Source organism: Achromobacter mucicolens, from assembly GCF_902859725.1.
In the GTDB taxonomy this organism is placed as follows: domain Bacteria; phylum Pseudomonadota; class Gammaproteobacteria; order Burkholderiales; family Burkholderiaceae_B; genus Achromobacter; species Achromobacter mucicolens.
Window position 1 is genome coordinate 79,361 of sequence record NZ_CADIJP010000004.1, and the last position, 14,464, is coordinate 93,824.

A 14,464-nucleotide genomic window follows, 5' to 3' on the forward strand; every position below is an offset into this window, starting at 1 on the left:
CATCCTAGGGACGCCGCAGAGTTACAGATAGACTGATAGCTCGTAAACCAGAATTCATGGATTGATAATGTCAACCGACTTCGACCCCGCCCTGCTCCGCACCTTTGTCGCGGTCTGCCGATATGGCAGCCTGAGCCGCGCAGCCGAAATGTCGGGCCGCGCGCAGTCGGCGCTTAGCACGCAGATCCGCCGGCTGGAGGAAATGGTGGGCAAGCGGCTGCTGCATCGCACGGGCCGCGGCATGGCCCCCACCACCGAGGGCGAGTTGCTGCTGAGCTACGCCAATCGGATCCTTGCGCTGGGCGAGGCGGCGGCGGCGCGGCTGCGCGAACGGGCGGTGGCGGGCAGCGTGCGCATCGGGCTGTCCGAGGACGTGGCGGTGGCCGCGTTGCCGGCGGCGCTGGGCCGGCTGCGGCGCGCGTGCCCCAACCTGCATCTGGAGGTCGTCATCGACGACGGCGAGCGGCTGGCCGCGCGCTGGCAGGACGGCACGCTGGACGTGGCCGTGGGCGCCTGTGTGGGATTCACCGAAGAACCCATCGAGACGTGGACGGTCGATCTGCACTGGGCCTGCGGGATCGACGAAACCCTGGCCCCGGACCAGCCGCTCGACGTGATCGTGTACGCCGAGCCGTGCTCATGGCGCCGGCTGGCGTTCGACGCGCTGACGGCGTCGGGGCGCGATTTCCGGGTGTCGCTGACCAGCCACAACGTGGGCGCCACGATCGCCGCCGTCGAGAACGGCCTGGGCGTGGCCTTGCTGACGACCGAGTGCCTGCGGCCCGACACCATGCGCGTGATTTCCATCGGGGACGAAGGCGCGTTGCCGCTGACCGCGCAATTCGGCCTGTACGCGGCGCACCGTCTGAACGAAAGCGGGCAGGCTGCCGTGACCCTGCTGCGTGAAAGCCTGCGGGGGTGGACTGCGCAGGCCATGCCGCGCGAGGCCGCGCTGCTTAGCGCCTGAGCCGCCGGACACGCGCCAGATTTGTTACTCCTGGCCGCCGCCTGCCGGTGCCACACTATTCCCGTACCCGCGCCGCTCGCTCGGCGCCTTTGGCACCGAACCCCTCAGGAGGATCAAGTCATGACGACGCCCCCCGCATCCGCCGGCAATGGCGCCCGGCCCGCCATGCAGACGCCCCCGGTCGTCTCCGGGAAAGACTGGGAAGCCGCCCGCCTGCAACTGCTCGCCAAGGAAAAAGCCCACACCCGCGCTCGCGACGCCCTCGCCGCGGAACGCCGCCGCATGCCCTGGACGGCGGTCGACAAGGAATATGTTTTTGAAGGCCCGGCCGGCAAGGTGACGCTGCGCGACCTGTTCGACGGCCGCCGGCAGCTCATCGTCTATCGCGCGTTTCACGAGCCCGGGGTGTTCGGCTGGCCGGATCATGCGTGCCGCGGCTGCTCGATGGTGGCGGACCAGGTGGCCCACCTTTCGCACCTGAATGCCCGCGACACGACGCTCGCCTTCGTGTCGCGCGCGCCGCAGGCGGACATCGACCGGCTGAAGGCGCGCATGGGCTGGACGATGCCGTGGTTCACGCTGACCGACAGTTTCGACGCGGATTTCGGTGTGGACGAATGGCACGGCACCAACGTGTTCTATCGCGACGGCGACCGCATCTATCGCACGTACTTCCTGAACAACCGGGGCGACGAGCAGATGGGCGGCACGTGGAATTACCTGGACATCACGCCGCTGGGGCGGCAGGAGACCTGGGAGGATTCTCCGGCCGGCTATCCGCAGACGCCGCCCTACAAATGGTGGAACTGGCACGACAGCTACGCGCCCGACGCGCCGCCCGACCAGAAATGGGTCGAGGTATCCGACGCGGGCGAAAAGGCGTTTCGCAATCACTGCGACCCGAAGTAGCCTGCGTCGCGGCAAGCGGCTGTTTTAAGATACGCGCTGGCAAATTCCGCAGCGCGCCCCATGAACATCGATACTGGTTCCCGCAATCGTCGCCATCGTTTCCCAGTCAGCCAGCATGCCGGGTGAATTGGCTGACTGGAAACGCGCCTTCCAGCCTTGCCGCATTCCCGCGATTGCAGCACTTGTGCTCCTGGGCATCGCCATCTACTGCTTCAATGCGGCAAAGGACATCCGCCTGCCCTATGACCCCGCCAAGCTGAACACGATCCAGCTTCGTGTCGACAAGGTCGCCAGTTGCGATGCCCAGGCGCGCATACGCGGACGGTTGGAACGTTACGCCGTGCCTTGCGTCTATTCGGGCAACTATCCCTACATGGTGTTCAAGTTCTTCGAGGCGACCTACAAGGTTCGGTACACCGAGGGCGAGCACGTCGAATTCATGGTGCTTGAAGACCAAAAGCAGCTTACAGACGGCACGATTGCGCGGCAATACAACATGGCCATTCCCGTGCGGGTCTACGGCGTGCGCAAGAACGGCGAAACGCTGGTCGATGCCAAGCAGGTCCATGACGAAAGCCATTCGCGCAAAGTGCAGTTCAACATGAACGGTTGGATCGCGTTGGTGCTGGCAGGCTGGGCGGCAGTGATTACCTTCAGGCGGGCCCGAAAGATCCTGAATGAAGCGATGTGGTGACGCTCAGGCGCGCTGGCTGGCCCCGTCCAGACCGCGAGTCCAGGCCTGCGTCAACGTCAGCGCGTCTGCTTCGGTCACGTACTGCGGCGCCCCCCGCGCCATGGCGGCAAACAGCAACGCATCGCAAGCGGCTTGCCATAACGGGTTCAACACCCGTTCGGTCTCGCCATCTTCCTCGACCACGATGAAGGCGCCGCCGCCATCCACTTGTTCGGCGCGCTTGCGCAGCTGGTCATGGATCAGCAGAAAGCCGGCATGGACCGGCGAACGCGCCTTGTCGTCCCGCCGCGCGGCAGCCAGCGTGCCGCGCCAGTCGTCCTCGTCGTTCGAGGTTGGCTCACCACCCTGTTGCGACCAACGCATCCAAGCCCGGCTGTACGCCCGCCAGGCGTCTTCAGGTAGGTTGTCCGCCAACGCCTGCGCCTGGCTGCGCGACAACGTCCCGATCTCGTCAACGATCTCCAGCACGCCCTCGCCATTCGGCCCGAACAGGGCAGAGAGCGGCAATTCTTCCAGCAAAGCGATTGCACTGGCGCGCCAATAGCCGGGTTGTGCGACCAGATCGGACATGTCGCCCTGCTTCTCCACCCGCACGCGCCACAGCCGGCCCGGCCAGCGGCTTCCGATGACGATGGAGTCGAGCGACTGGTCCACCACGATCCACGGCGGAACGGGCTTTACGAGCGACACGCGGTCCGCGGATCGAATCAGCTTGAAGGCGGGATCGGGAAGATCGAACCAATACCCGACAGGCATTGCCTGACGCACCGGCGCGAGCCCGCTTTCCGTCACGTCGCCGCCGCAATGACGGCACACGCGCGCCTCGCGCAGAATGGGCTTGCCGCAGTGCAGGCAATCGACATGCGATGACAGAATCGGCTGTCCGGCCAGCGGCGAACGATTGGCGATGTTTGCCAGAAAAACGGCCGCCACCGGCGGACTGATCAGACAAGCCAGCACCGCCCACCCCACCCCATTGCGGCCACGCTTACGCGCCATGAAGCCAACCACGATGGCCAGCGCGATCCAGAGAAAGATGATGAATAGCATGGCGCGATGTTAACCGTGGAGAGCTTCGGTCTTGAGCCACCGGGATTCAGCTGGCCACAGGCATCGGGGACCCGCAAATAAAAGCCCCGGCTCAAGGCCGGGGTGGGATCAGGTCTTAAATGATGGGTCGTAGGCTTGCGCCCATTGGAAGCCATCACCAACCTTGAGCGGATTCTATGCTTTCCCGTCGGGCACGGTCAAACCACGGCGGCAGTTTTTCCATTCAAGGCGCGGCAACATGCCCCAAACACTGCAATACCGTCCCCTTCTGATCGAAGCGCTCATCAGCAACGAGCGCATCAGCAGCTATCAGAACGTATTTCTTCCCCGCAACGATGTGGAACTGATGGGCGTGTACTTATGGAACGGCTTCGTTTGCGGCGCGCTTTACCCTCTGATGGCCGCCGTGGAAATCACCTTGCGCAACGCGATCGACCAAGCGCTCGTCGCCGACATGGGCCGGTTCTGGTGGGCGGGTGGCAAGCTGCGGTACCGCACATTCGCGCCCGGCGCCGACGCGCCGCATCCAGTGCAGGCGGTGCGCGAAAACTTCGCCAAAGCGACTCGCAGCCATGCTGCCGAACAGCGCCGCCGCCACGCCGTGCGCGGCAACGTAATGCCGCAACATCACGGCATTATTGCGAAGACGGAATTCTCGACCTGGGAATTTTTGCTGGACGCGGAGTTCATGGGCCGCGGAATGATCTGGCCCAAGCACTTGTCGGCGGTATTCCGCGGCCCGTGGCCGGTGCATCGCGCCGCAGCGATGCTGGCCCATGCGCATGATCTGGTCGCGACCTTGCGTGACTTCCGCAACCGCCTTTTCCACCATGAACCGGCATGGAAGCGATACGGCGTGTTGAGCGAACCGGATGCCTTGCAGCACCTGCGAGAAAAAATCGGCAAGGTGGAAAGCCTGCTGGCGTTGATCCACCCGGAAAACCTGCGGCTGTTGCAAGCCAATGGCCTGCTGCGGGACGCGCATCGCGCCTGCTCGTCAGCGGAGATTCGGCGCTTTCAGCACCTTGCCCGAACCCATCAGGTCAATTCGATGGATGACTTGACCGCTCTGGCTGCTTGTTGCGCGCGGGAGAACACCATCCTGGCCGCACAAACACCGCAGCGGCCACAGCAACGATTTTTGATTCGCTCGCCTTGAGCGCGCGGGCAGCCGAGGCAGCTTTCCTATCAAGCGGACATTTTTGTCCTTGCAAGATCGCCCCCATCGCCTGCGCGCGCAAGCCGGAGTAATCTCCAGCCAGGAGATGATTCGAAGTGCACCGTGGTCACCTACAAATAGGAAGCGCAAATGCTTGATATCAATTCAAAATTCCGCAGAACCGCCGTGGCGGCCGTCACATTCGGCATGGCGGGGCTGCTCTTTGCGGGCTGCACCACGACAGACTCGCGCGCCACGGCAACTGCCGCTGAAAAGCGTCAGGAGTTGGATACCGCTGCGGCGGCGACGTTGTCCAAGCTGTATGAGTCCGCGCCGCAGTCCAAGCAGTTGGTGGAACGCGCCCGCGGCGTGCTGGTGTTTCCGGCCGTGCTGAGCGCCAGCTTCATCGTGGGCGCCCAGCATGGCTCGGGCGTGCTGCAGGTCGGCGGGCAAGACAAGGGCTACTACAGCATCACGGGCGGTTCCATCGGCTTTCAGGCGGGCGCGCAGTCCAAGGCGATGGTGCTGCTTTTCATGACGGACGACGCGCTGGCGAAGTTCCGCGCCAGCAGCGGCTGGACCATCGGCGCGGACGCCACCGTCGCCGTGGCCAACGTGGGCGTGAACGGCAGCATCGATTCCTATACCGCGCAGCAACCCATCGTGGGGTTCGTGATGAACAATGGCGGCCTGATGGCGGGCGTCTCGGTGGACGGCAGCAAGATTTCGCCGCTGCTGCTGTAGAACAAATCGGCCGGCGCGCACATCCCGCGCCGGCTCAATCTTTACAAGGAGATCACGCGTGATTACCGCAGAGGACAAGAAGCACCTTGCACGCTGCGTCGAGCTGGCCCGGCAGGCGCTCGATGCGGGAGACCAGCCGTTTGGATCGGTGCTGGTGTCGGGCGATGGACGGGTGCTGTTTGAAGACCATAACCATGTCTCCAGCGGCGACCGCACGCGGCATCCGGAATTCGAAATCGCGCGCTGGGCGGCAAACAACGTGCCGCCCGCGGACCGTGCGGCCTGCACGGTGTACACGTCCGGCGAGCATTGCGCCATGTGTTCGGCGGCGCACGGCTGGGTGGGACTCGGCCGGATCGTGTACGCCGTGTCGTCTGCCCAGTACGCCGAATGGATGCGCGAATGGGGCGTGCCGCCCTCGCCCGTGCGGTCCCTGCCCATCTCCGAGGTGGTCAGCGGGATCGAGGCGGAGGGGCCGGTCCCGGAATTCGTGGAACCCGTGCGATTGCTCCACGAAGAGAACGTGCGGCGGCGAGCCTGATGGGATCGCACGGGCGGGTCGGTGAAGCATTCTGTTTTCCGTCTAACGAATGGATACAGCTACGCTAAACACCGCAATTATTTGCGCGCACGGGCGTGATAAGTTGGCGCCCGTGCCGTAATCGGGGTCAGGTTTGTACGGCACATCCCTTTCCTCTCTTGATACAGACCATGCACACTCACGTTGCCCGCGCCTCGGGAATCAAACGCAAGTCCGGTAATCTGCTTCTGGCTCTGGGACTGGCCTTCGCAGCCGCCGCTCCCGCCTTCGCGCAGAAGGATCCCGGCGCAGCCATCCTGCCTCCGCGCGCCAATTCGGGCAATCAGGCGCCGGCGCCGCAGCAGGCCCCCGCTGCGCAACCCCAGGTTCAACAGGCGCCCGCCCGTCAAGCGCCCGCGCAGCAGGCTCCCGCCGGCGGCGCCCTTGCGCCGGTGCAAAAAACGCAGATCAACGACCAGGCCGCCTACGAGCGGCTGCTGAACAACAGCGGCGTGACGCTGCAATGGCTGTGGTCCGCCAAGCGCGGCAAGATGAACGCGATCGACGACAACGACGTGGTGCGTCTTGACGGCACGCAGGCCAACCATGAAGGCACCTTGAAGGTCAAAGGCGAGGTCGTCTCCATCGGCCGCGACAGCTTCGTGCTGCGCGGCACGATCCTGATCCTGGACGCGCCCGACAAGGGCCGCCGCTGCGAGCGTACCGGCGACTACGAATTCAAGGCGACCGGCAAGCGCAAGTACTGGCGTCTGCAGCAGATGGAAGCGTGCGGCGGCCTGACCGATTACGTCGACATCTACTACTGATCCACAAGAAGCGACCCGCCGCCCCATGCCCCCGACCGCGATCAAATGGCTGGCCAGCATTGTCCTGGGTCTGCTGATCGGCAGCGCTAGTTTTGGCGTCACCAATCCGCTGCTGCAAGCCCTGTTCGGCCTAAACCAGCCCGCCGGCGGCACCTACGTGCCGCTGGACGACACCGCGCTGCAGCGGATGCAGATCGCCAGTGCCGTGCTTTACGCGGTGATCGCGGTGATTGCCGCCGTATTGCTGGCGCGCATCGGAAATCTGCGCCGGCTGATCGGCTGGGGCTGCCTTGCGCTGGGTGTGACGCTGCTGCTGACCGTGCCGATTGCGCTGCTGCAGATGGACCCGGCCATGCACACGGGCGGCGGCGCGGACGCTCGGGATGCAAACACCGCACTGTTCTTCTTCCTGCTCATCTTTGGCCTGCCGTATCTGGGCGGCGGCTTGCTGCTGACGATTGGCGGCGCGGTGCTGATTCGCAAGCATCGGGATAAGCCCGCGTGAGCCGTAGCTCTTTCACCCCCCTACCCAGCTTGCGGCGCAGCAGCGTCCGCAATGTCGCGCCGTCCTCATAGCCCACCTCTGTGGCAATCGCATCGATGTTCAGGTGGCTGGTTCGCAGCAGATGGACCGCCCGCTCGACGCGCAAGTCCTGGAAGTAAGACAGCGGCGACTTGCCCAGCACCGCCTCGATACGGCGTTGCAACGTGCGGGTACTGGTCGCAAGCGCGTCCGCGGCGTCGGCCACAGAGAACCCCTGCGCCAAGCGTTGGCGGGCCCAACGCTCGAAACGCTCGACCAGCGGGTCGGCGCGCGCGAGGTGATCGGGGATCATGTACGGCGCCTGCGACGGCCGCGCGTCCACGAGCAGATAGCGCACAACCACGGCGGCCAGCGCCGGACTGGCCTGGCCCACCAGCCACAGGGCCAGATCCAGATGACCCATCGCCGCGCCCGCGGTCGTGAAGCTGCCGGACGGCACCATCATACGTGCGCTGTCCAGTTCAATTTCCGGATACCGCTGGCGAAACAGCGGCGCCAGCCACCATGACGTCGTGGCCTCGTGTCCATCGAGCAACCCGGATTCGGCCAGCACGAAGGTGCCAATACACGCGGCCGCGATCCTGGCGCCGCCGGCATGGGAATCCCGCAGCACCCCTAGCGCGTCCTTGACCTCCCGGCGTTCCAGCGCCGGCAGAAGTTGCTCCGGCATCTTGGTGGCGATGGCTGGCAGCACGACCCAATCGGGATTGCCCATTGCGCTGACAGGCTTGACCGGAACGCGCATGCCTAGACCCGTGCGCACCTCGCGCCGCACACCGATGATGTCGATGTCAAACCGCGGCCCTTCGCCGGGCTGTTGGAGGTCGGCCAGCTCGTTGGCCGTCGTGAATGCGTCCAGGATGGCCGACAGCCCTGTGTCGAAGCAGCCGTCCAGCGCCAGCACGGAGATCTTCATGGCGTGAATAACTCCAAAAATGTCATTTGCGACCATAGAACGGCGCCCCGTTCCTGTCTACATTGGCCCCACGCGCCCTTGGCGCGGATCAATGGGAGCCCGCATGGACCAACAAGCACACAGTCTGGACAACCCGATCTGGACGTCCCTCGTCACGGAGCAGGCGCATCTGAGCACCGGCGAGCACCTTGCCCGCCGCTATCACCCGGATATCGCGCCGTTTGCCGCGATGGCGTCCGATGACTCACCCGAGGCATGGGCCGCGCTTGCACAGCTTTTGCCGCCGGGCGAGCAGGTGGCGCTGCTTTCGTTTGACCCGCTCAAGCCCCCCGCCCGGCTTCGCGCCAATCCGGTCGGCGTGATCCATCAGATGGTTGCGACGCGGCGCGGTCCCTGTGTCGCCGACACCGCCGACATGGTCGCGCTCACCGCGGCCGATGCTGCCGAGATGCAGGCGCTGGCCGCCAAAACCAAGCCCGGTCCGTTCTGCCCGCGCACCCACGAGATGGGCCGCTACATCGGAATTCGATGGCAAGGCCGCCTGGTCGCGATGGCGGGCGAACGGATGCGCCCAGCCGGCCACATCGAGATCAGCGCCGTCTGTGTCGACGAGCAATGGCGCGGCAAGGGACTGGCCCAACGGCTGGTGCAAAGCCTCGAAGCGCAGATCTGGCTGCAGGGCCAATCGCCGTTCCTGCACGTGCTTGGCCAGAACGCCGGTGCGATTGCGTTGTATGAGCGCCTGGGGTTTCGGCTGCGGCAGCGATTTCATTTGACGATGATGGAACGCGCACCGATAGACGGTGACCAGAATTAGAACAGCGTCTGCGTTAGGAACATTGCAGTCTGAAACGTTTAGCCGCCTTTCGTCAAAATGACCCCTTGAAGGACCCCGGTACAATCCCCGCGCTCTCCCCTATTTCTTTCCCGGCTGTCCCATCCCCATGTCCAATCTCATCGTCCACGGCGGCACGCCTTTGCGCGGCCGCGTCGTCCCCTCGGCCAACAAGAACGCGGTGCTGCCGATCCTGTGCGCCACGCTGCTGACCGACCAGCCGTTGCGGCTGCACGGGGTGCCGGACATCACCGACGTGCGCAAGATCCTGGATATCTTCCGCACGTTGGGCAGCGACGTGCGGTTGGACGATGCGACGCGCACGCTGGAACTGCATCACAAGAACACCGTGTTCGACGCGGCGGCGCACCGGCTGCCGGAGGAAATGCGTTCGTCGATCATGCTGGTGCCGCCGCTTCTGGCCCGCTTTGGCGTGGCGCGGCTGGAAGACAACGTCAAGGGATGCACGCTGGGGGTGCGCGAGATCGATCCGCACGTGGACATCTTCCGCTCGTTCGGCGGCGAGGTGGAGCGCGCCAGCGGATCGCTGCTGGTGCGCGCGGGCGGCCCGCTCAAGCCCACGCATCATTGGCTGGACTACGCGTCAGTGACCACGACCGAGAATTTCGTGTTGTGCGCCGCCGCCGCAGAAGGCGAGTCGTCGCTGACGAATGCGGCGTCCGAGCCGCACGTGCAGGAGTTCTGCCGCTTCATGGCCATGATGGGCGCCGACATCGACGGCATCGGCACGTCGCGGCTGGTGGTGCGCGGCGGCAAGCGCCTGGGCGGCGGGGAGTTCACGTTCGAAGAGGACTTCCACGAAATCACCACGTTCCTCGCGCTGGGCGCGATCACCGGCGGCGATGTGGTGGTGCGCAACCGCACGCCGGGCAACTTCCCGCTGATCGACCGCACGTTCGCCAAGTTTGGCGTGCGGATCGAGCACAAGGACGGCTGGTCGCGCGCGCTGCGCGATGGTCCGCTGAAGGTGCAGACGCCGTTCACCAGCAACGTGCTGACCAAGGTGGAAGCGGCGCCCTGGCCGTACTTTCCGGTGGACCTGCTGCCGATCTTCATTGCGCTGGGCGTATGCGCCGAGGGCAATGCGATGTTCTGGAACAAGGTCTACGACGGCGCGCTGGGCTGGACGGGCGAACTGTCCAAGTTCGGCGCGCATGTGTTCTCGTCGGACCCGCACCGCGTGGTGACCTTCGGCGGCAATCCGCTCACGCCGGGCGTGGTCGAAAGCCCCTACATCATCCGCGTGGCGATCGCGCTGTTCATGGTGGCCAGCAGCATCAAGGGCCGTTCCGAGATCCGCAACGCCACGCCGATCCGCCGGGCGCACCCGCGCTTTGTCGAAAACCTGCGCAGCCTGGGCGTGCAGGTTGAGTGGGCGAACGACGAGTAAACGGCAGCACGGGCGTTTTGGCGCCGCCCTTTTTTGCAGGTGCGCCGGCCGCCTGCCGATGCCTGCGATGCTGACCGGCACGCGCGCGGCACCCCCAGTGCTAGCGCTTGGCCGCTCTGCTGACTCAGACCTGAATGTTATTGTCTTGGCTTCCCCGCACGCTTGCCGCCTGCCGCAAACGTGACTTGAACACCCTATTCAAGGAGCCGCAATGAAGTTGATCCCGACCCTGCTGCTGGGCGCAAGTGCGCTATCGCTGACCGTGGGCGCCACCGCCGCGCCGGTCACCTATGATCTTGATCCCTCGCATACGTATCCCAGCTTCGAGGCCGATCATTTCGGCGGCCTGTCGACCTGGCGCGGCAAGTTCAACCAGTCCAGCGGCGTGGTCGTGCTGGACCGCCAGGCGCGCACCGGCACGCTGGAAGTCACCGTGGACATCAAATCGGTCGACTTCGGCCACGACGAGATGAACCAGCACGCGATCGCGCCCGACATCTTCGATGCGGCCAAGTACCCCACCGCCACGTTCAAGGGCAAGTTCACCAAATTCGACGGCGACAAGCCGGAAGAAGCGACGGGCGACCTGACGCTGCGCGGCGTCACGCGCCAGGTCAAGCTTGAGATCGACGACTTCAAGTGCATCGACCACCCGATGGTCAAGCGCGAGGTCTGCGGCGCCGATGCCTCCACGGAATTCAGCCGCAAGGATTTCGGCATGAACTTCGGGCTGGACATGGGCTTCAAGCCGGAAGTGAAACTGAAGATCCAGGTCGAGGCGATCCGCCGGCAGTGACGCCCAGCCTTCCTACAATTCCCCCGCCCGCGCCTGCGCCAGAAAGTCCAGCACCGCCCGGTACGATCCTTCGTTGCCGGCCGCATTGGCGGATGGCGTGCCACCCGCATCCAGCAGCAGGCCGGACATCGCGTGCGGCTTGTTGATCAGGGTGGCCGGCAGGCAGGGATAGTGGACGTGGTGCCCTGCCCCCGCGCAGACGTAATGACGCGTCGGCAGGTCATGCGCCTGGCGCTGGCGCACCACCATTTCCGAATACGCGGTGCTGGGCCAGAAGCCGTCGTCCGATGCGCTTACCAGCATGACCGGGCCGGGATAGTTTTCGACAGGAATACGCGCGCGCTCGACGGCCGCCGCATCGCGCGTGGCGCTCAGGAACGCCAGGGTCTGGCGGTACGGCGGATCCGAGGCGTAGGCGGCGTCCCAGTCGGCCGTGGCGTTGTCCTGCCACAAGTGCGGCAAGGGCTCGCCATGCCGGGTCCAGACCTGGGCGTTTCGACCCGTGCCCGGCGCGCCCGCGCTGACCACCCCGTGCGTCACGGGCGACGGCACGTAAGCGACGACGGCACTTACCAGGTCGGGAAAATGCGAGGCCACGAGCAATGAGGTCTCGCCGCCGCGGCTGATGCCGGACACCGCCACGAAGCCGTCGCGCGGCTGCAGCGATTTACGCACCCACTTCAGCGCCGCCTCGAAGTATTCCAGCGGCATGTCGTTCAGGTATTTCGGCCGGCCATCGTAGTTGAAGATCGCTAGCGCCAGGCATTGGTAGCCGCGGGCGGCGAACAGCGCGGCCCGCGGCGCATTGACGCCACCCGACGAACCGTTCATGTAGACCACGACGGGATGCGGACCGGGGCCGGCGGGCATGTAGAGTTCGCCGGACACCATCATGCCGTCCACCGTCTCTCGCACGGATCGGTGCGTGACGCCATCGGCCAGGAAGTCCTGGACCATCGTGGCGTCGGCCGTGAGCGTGCCGCTGGCGGCATGGATATGCACGGTCAGCGCCTGGGTGTTGTCGGGCGGGAACACCACGCGTTCCATGTCCTGGCACACCATGGACCAGACAAGTCCCATGGCCGAAGGCTCGGCATACGAGCCGGACACCGGGCAATCGCGCCGCAGGTCCAGCCGTCCGTCATGGCCAGCCATGAACACGGCTTCCGAGCGCCACGTCGCGCCGCACATGCTCATGCTGGCGGTGACGGTGATGAAGGCATACGCCGGAAAGCCTTCGATATGGATGTCGCGCTCGACGTCGATGAGCGCGCGTTCTGGCGTTACGGTGATACGGGGCTGCGTCACAGTCGTCTCCCTGGCAGTCGCGGCCTTATGCCTTCAGATCGGTCTTGGGCACGCCGTTGGCCTTGATGACCTGCGCCCACATGGCCGATTCGTCGGCGATGACCTTGTCCAGGTCGGCGGATGACGTGAACTCCACGGCCACGCCCTGCTCGGCAAACTGCTGAATCAGGCTGGGGTCGCGCGTGCCTTCGCGCACGGCGTGTTCCAGCGTTTTCACCACGTCTGCAGGCATTGCGGCAGGGCCCGAGATCATCATGCGGGTGTAGAGCTCGAAGTCGTCCACGCCCGCTTCCTTCATGGTCGGCACATCGGGCAGACTGGACAGCCGCTTGTCCGCGGTCACGGCCAGGACCTTAAGCTTGCCGGATTTGATGTTGGGCAGCGCCGAGGTCGGGAAGTCGAACGTGCTTTGCACGGTGCCGGCCATCAGATCCAGCAGCGCCGGGCCGCTGCCCTTGTAGGGCACGTCCTGGAACTGCGTACCGGTCTTGGACTGAAAATGCAGCAGCGCGAGGTGGTTGATGACACCGCGGCCCGCGTGCGCGCACGTGATGTCGTTGGGTTTTTTCTTGGCCAGGGCAATGAATTCCTGCACGGTGTTCACGCCAAGGTCGGGATGCACGATCAACAGCATGGGCGATTTGCCCATGGAGCCGAGCTGCTTGAAGTCCGACGGCTGGTACGGCAGGTTGTTGTACAGCAAGGGGTTCAGGATCATGCCGTTGGTGCCGGCAAAGCCCAGCGTGTAGCCGTCCGGCTCGGCGCGCGCCACCGCGACGGTGGCAATGATGGCCTGCCCGCCCGGACGGTTCTCGACGACGACGTTCTGCTTGAGCGTCTTGCCCATGCGATCGGCCAGCGCGCGCGCGGCGATGTCGGTCAGCCCACCCGGCGCGAAGCCTACCAAGAGGCGCACGGGCCGCGTCGGAAAGGCGTTCTGCTGGGCCCAGGCCGGGCGCGAGATCAACGGCAAGGCGGCAAGCGCGCCCAGGGCATGACGGCGGGTGAATCGCATACGGCTCTCCAGACAAAGGCAAAGGCCAACGCGCGGCCAACGAGGGCCGCGAGGCAAGGCAATGAAAAGGGGAAGGACGTACAGGCCGCCGCCGAACGGCGACGGTCACAATGATCGTATGTTGTATGCAATACACCCGACGGGCTATCTAGGGATATCCCGCAAGCGTTGGCGCCAAGGCCGCCGGTCAGGGCTTGGTCATCAATTTTTTCCAGCCTTCCAGACCCAGCTTGTTCATCGTGTCGATGTTCTTTTCGTAGATCTCGGCGGCGTCCGGGAACGATTCGACGGCGCGGTCGATGCTGTCTTCGCGCAGCAGGTGCAGGATGGGATACGGCGAGCGGTTGGTGTAGTTCTCGATATCGTCCGGCTGCGTGTCGGCGAACTGGAACTGCGGGTGGAAAGTGGCAACCTGCAGCTCTCCCACCAGACGCATGCGCTTGAGCAGACGGTCCGACAGGTCTTCGAATTCGTTGAACTCAAGGAAGTCGTCCAGCGCATCGGGGATGATCAGCAGCGTCGTGTCGATCTTGTCGGGATCGGTTTCGGCCAGCAGCGCCAGTTCGTCCTGCAGATCGGTCAGCACACCCTCGGCGTCGGTGGCGTCGCTGACCGCAAAGCGGATCTGGTCCTTGACCTGCACCGCCTTGGCAAAGGGACAGAGGTTCAGGCCGATCACGGCCTGGTTCAGCCAATGGCGGGTTTCTGCGACCACATTGGCGTAGGCGTCGGAAGTGGAAATCATGGAATCAGTCCTGGAAAAAGAAAG

The 14,464-nt window shown here is 64.9% G+C and carries 16 protein-coding genes; 11 read left to right on the top strand and 5 right to left on the bottom strand.

Annotated features, from left to right (window positions below; translation table 11 throughout):
- The first annotated feature begins 67 nt into the window (after nucleotides 1-67).
- The 3 genes from HV786_RS05715 (at nucleotide 68) to HV786_RS05725 (ending at nucleotide 2,570) form a co-directional block, all read left to right on the top strand.
- Nucleotides 68-967 carry a LysR family transcriptional regulator gene (locus tag HV786_RS05715; protein ID WP_175210271.1) on the top strand — a complete coding sequence of 300 codons (900 nt, stop codon included), beginning with the start codon at nucleotides 68-70 and terminating at the stop codon, nucleotides 965-967.
- Nucleotides 968-1,132: 165 nt separating this feature from the next.
- The gene (locus HV786_RS05720; RefSeq protein WP_175210404.1) at nucleotides 1,133-1,876 is read left to right on the top strand and encodes a DUF899 domain-containing protein; all 744 of its coding nucleotides are present in this window, start codon (nucleotides 1,133-1,135) and stop codon (nucleotides 1,874-1,876) included.
- Between the two features lie 184 nt (nucleotides 1,877-2,060).
- The gene (locus HV786_RS05725; RefSeq protein ID WP_128827187.1) at nucleotides 2,061-2,570 is read left to right on the top strand and encodes a hypothetical protein; all 510 of its coding nucleotides are present in this window, start codon (nucleotides 2,061-2,063) and stop codon (nucleotides 2,568-2,570) included.
- Between the two features lie 3 nt (nucleotides 2,571-2,573).
- On the opposite strand, the gene HV786_RS05730 is transcribed toward HV786_RS05725, so the two are convergent.
- On the bottom strand, nucleotides 2,574-3,620 hold the full coding sequence (locus HV786_RS05730; protein WP_252869972.1) for a hypothetical protein: 1,047 nt from the start codon (nucleotides 3,618-3,620) through the stop codon (nucleotides 2,574-2,576).
- A 238-nt stretch (nucleotides 3,621-3,858) separates the two neighbouring features.
- Here HV786_RS05730 and HV786_RS05735 point away from each other — a divergent pair, with 238 nt between their 5' ends.
- From HV786_RS05735 to HV786_RS05755, 5 genes are all read left to right on the top strand, one after another.
- Nucleotides 3,859-4,779: a CAAX protease gene (locus HV786_RS05735; RefSeq protein WP_128827188.1), complete on the top strand. Its 921-nt coding sequence runs from the start codon at nucleotides 3,859-3,861 to the stop codon at nucleotides 4,777-4,779.
- Between the two features lie 150 nt (nucleotides 4,780-4,929).
- The gene (locus HV786_RS05740; RefSeq protein ID WP_128827189.1) at nucleotides 4,930-5,523 is read left to right on the top strand and encodes a BPSL1445 family SYLF domain-containing lipoprotein; all 594 of its coding nucleotides are present in this window, start codon (nucleotides 4,930-4,932) and stop codon (nucleotides 5,521-5,523) included.
- A 58-nt stretch (nucleotides 5,524-5,581) separates the two neighbouring features.
- Nucleotides 5,582-6,064, top strand: a complete 483-nt coding sequence (locus HV786_RS05745; protein WP_128827190.1) for a nucleoside deaminase — start codon at nucleotides 5,582-5,584, stop codon at nucleotides 6,062-6,064.
- A 170-nt stretch (nucleotides 6,065-6,234) separates the two neighbouring features.
- Nucleotides 6,235-6,870 (top strand): hypothetical protein, encoded by a 636-nt coding sequence (locus tag HV786_RS05750; protein ID WP_128827191.1) that lies wholly within the window; start codon nucleotides 6,235-6,237, stop codon nucleotides 6,868-6,870.
- Nucleotides 6,871-6,895: 25 nt separating this feature from the next.
- Nucleotides 6,896-7,375: a hypothetical protein gene (locus HV786_RS05755; protein ID WP_128827192.1), complete on the top strand. Its 480-nt coding sequence runs from the start codon at nucleotides 6,896-6,898 to the stop codon at nucleotides 7,373-7,375.
- Here HV786_RS05755 and HV786_RS05760 read toward each other — a convergent pair.
- Entirely contained in the window at nucleotides 7,284-8,330 is a 1,047-nt protein-coding gene (locus HV786_RS05760; RefSeq protein ID WP_252869973.1) for a GlxA family transcriptional regulator, read from the bottom strand. The two genes, HV786_RS05755 and HV786_RS05760, sit on opposite strands and share 92 nt — an antisense overlap.
- Before the next feature lie 103 nt (nucleotides 8,331-8,433).
- Here HV786_RS05760 and HV786_RS05765 point away from each other — a divergent pair, with 103 nt between their 5' ends.
- The 3 genes from HV786_RS05765 to HV786_RS05775 all read left to right on the top strand — a co-directional run bounded on the left by HV786_RS05765 (nucleotide 8,434) and on the right by HV786_RS05775 (nucleotide 11,372).
- Nucleotides 8,434-9,147, top strand: coding sequence for a GNAT family N-acetyltransferase (locus HV786_RS05765; protein ID WP_128827193.1), 714 nt, complete (start codon nucleotides 8,434-8,436; stop codon nucleotides 9,145-9,147).
- A gap of 127 nt (nucleotides 9,148-9,274) precedes the next feature.
- On the top strand, nucleotides 9,275-10,576 hold the full coding sequence (locus HV786_RS05770; RefSeq protein ID WP_056319089.1) for a UDP-N-acetylglucosamine 1-carboxyvinyltransferase: 1,302 nt from the start codon (nucleotides 9,275-9,277) through the stop codon (nucleotides 10,574-10,576).
- 211 nt (nucleotides 10,577-10,787) lie between these two features.
- The gene (locus HV786_RS05775) at nucleotides 10,788-11,372 is read left to right on the top strand and encodes a YceI family protein (RefSeq protein ID WP_056319084.1); all 585 of its coding nucleotides are present in this window, start codon (nucleotides 10,788-10,790) and stop codon (nucleotides 11,370-11,372) included.
- Between the two features lie 12 nt (nucleotides 11,373-11,384).
- Here the strand turns inward: HV786_RS05775 and HV786_RS05780 are convergent, their stop codons facing one another.
- The 3 genes from HV786_RS05780 to HV786_RS05790 form a co-directional block, all read right to left on the bottom strand.
- Nucleotides 11,385-12,680 carry an acyl-CoA thioester hydrolase/BAAT C-terminal domain-containing protein gene (locus tag HV786_RS05780; RefSeq protein ID WP_175210272.1) on the bottom strand — a complete coding sequence of 432 codons (1,296 nt, stop codon included), beginning with the start codon at nucleotides 12,678-12,680 and terminating at the stop codon, nucleotides 11,385-11,387.
- Nucleotides 12,681-12,705: 25 nt separating this feature from the next.
- A complete protein-coding gene (locus HV786_RS05785) occupies nucleotides 12,706-13,695 on the bottom strand; it encodes a Bug family tripartite tricarboxylate transporter substrate binding protein (RefSeq protein WP_056319078.1) in 990 nt (329 codons plus the stop codon).
- A gap of 187 nt (nucleotides 13,696-13,882) precedes the next feature.
- Complete coding sequence (locus HV786_RS05790) at nucleotides 13,883-14,440, bottom strand: DUF1415 domain-containing protein (protein WP_128827194.1); 558 nt, start codon at nucleotides 14,438-14,440, stop codon at nucleotides 13,883-13,885.
- Nucleotides 14,441-14,464: the final 24 nt, after the last annotated feature.

Coding starts and splice junctions, on each gene's coding strand:
- HV786_RS05775 (WP_056319084.1), top strand. CDS start 10,788: ATGAAGTTGATCCCGACCCTGCTGCTGGGCGCAAGTGCGCTATCGCTG.
- HV786_RS05785 (WP_056319078.1), bottom strand. CDS start 13,695: ATGCGATTCACCCGCCGTCATGCCCTGGGCGCGCTTGCCGCCTTGCCG.
- HV786_RS05740 (WP_128827189.1), top strand. CDS start 4,930: ATGCTTGATATCAATTCAAAATTCCGCAGAACCGCCGTGGCGGCCGTC.
- HV786_RS05750 (WP_128827191.1), top strand. CDS start 6,235: ATGCACACTCACGTTGCCCGCGCCTCGGGAATCAAACGCAAGTCCGGT.
- HV786_RS05765 (WP_128827193.1), top strand. CDS start 8,434: ATGGACCAACAAGCACACAGTCTGGACAACCCGATCTGGACGTCCCTC.
- HV786_RS05730 (WP_252869972.1), bottom strand. CDS start 3,620: ATGCTATTCATCATCTTTCTCTGGATCGCGCTGGCCATCGTGGTTGGC.
- HV786_RS05770 (WP_056319089.1), top strand. CDS start 9,275: ATGTCCAATCTCATCGTCCACGGCGGCACGCCTTTGCGCGGCCGCGTC.
- HV786_RS05715 (WP_175210271.1), top strand. CDS start 68: ATGTCAACCGACTTCGACCCCGCCCTGCTCCGCACCTTTGTCGCGGTC.
- HV786_RS05790 (WP_128827194.1), bottom strand. CDS start 14,440: ATGATTTCCACTTCCGACGCCTACGCCAATGTGGTCGCAGAAACCCGC.
- HV786_RS05760 (WP_252869973.1), bottom strand. CDS start 8,330: ATGAAGATCTCCGTGCTGGCGCTGGACGGCTGCTTCGACACAGGGCTG.
- HV786_RS05720 (WP_175210404.1), top strand. CDS start 1,133: ATGCAGACGCCCCCGGTCGTCTCCGGGAAAGACTGGGAAGCCGCCCGC.
- HV786_RS05735 (WP_128827188.1), top strand. CDS start 3,859: ATGCCCCAAACACTGCAATACCGTCCCCTTCTGATCGAAGCGCTCATC.
- HV786_RS05755 (WP_128827192.1), top strand. CDS start 6,896: ATGCCCCCGACCGCGATCAAATGGCTGGCCAGCATTGTCCTGGGTCTG.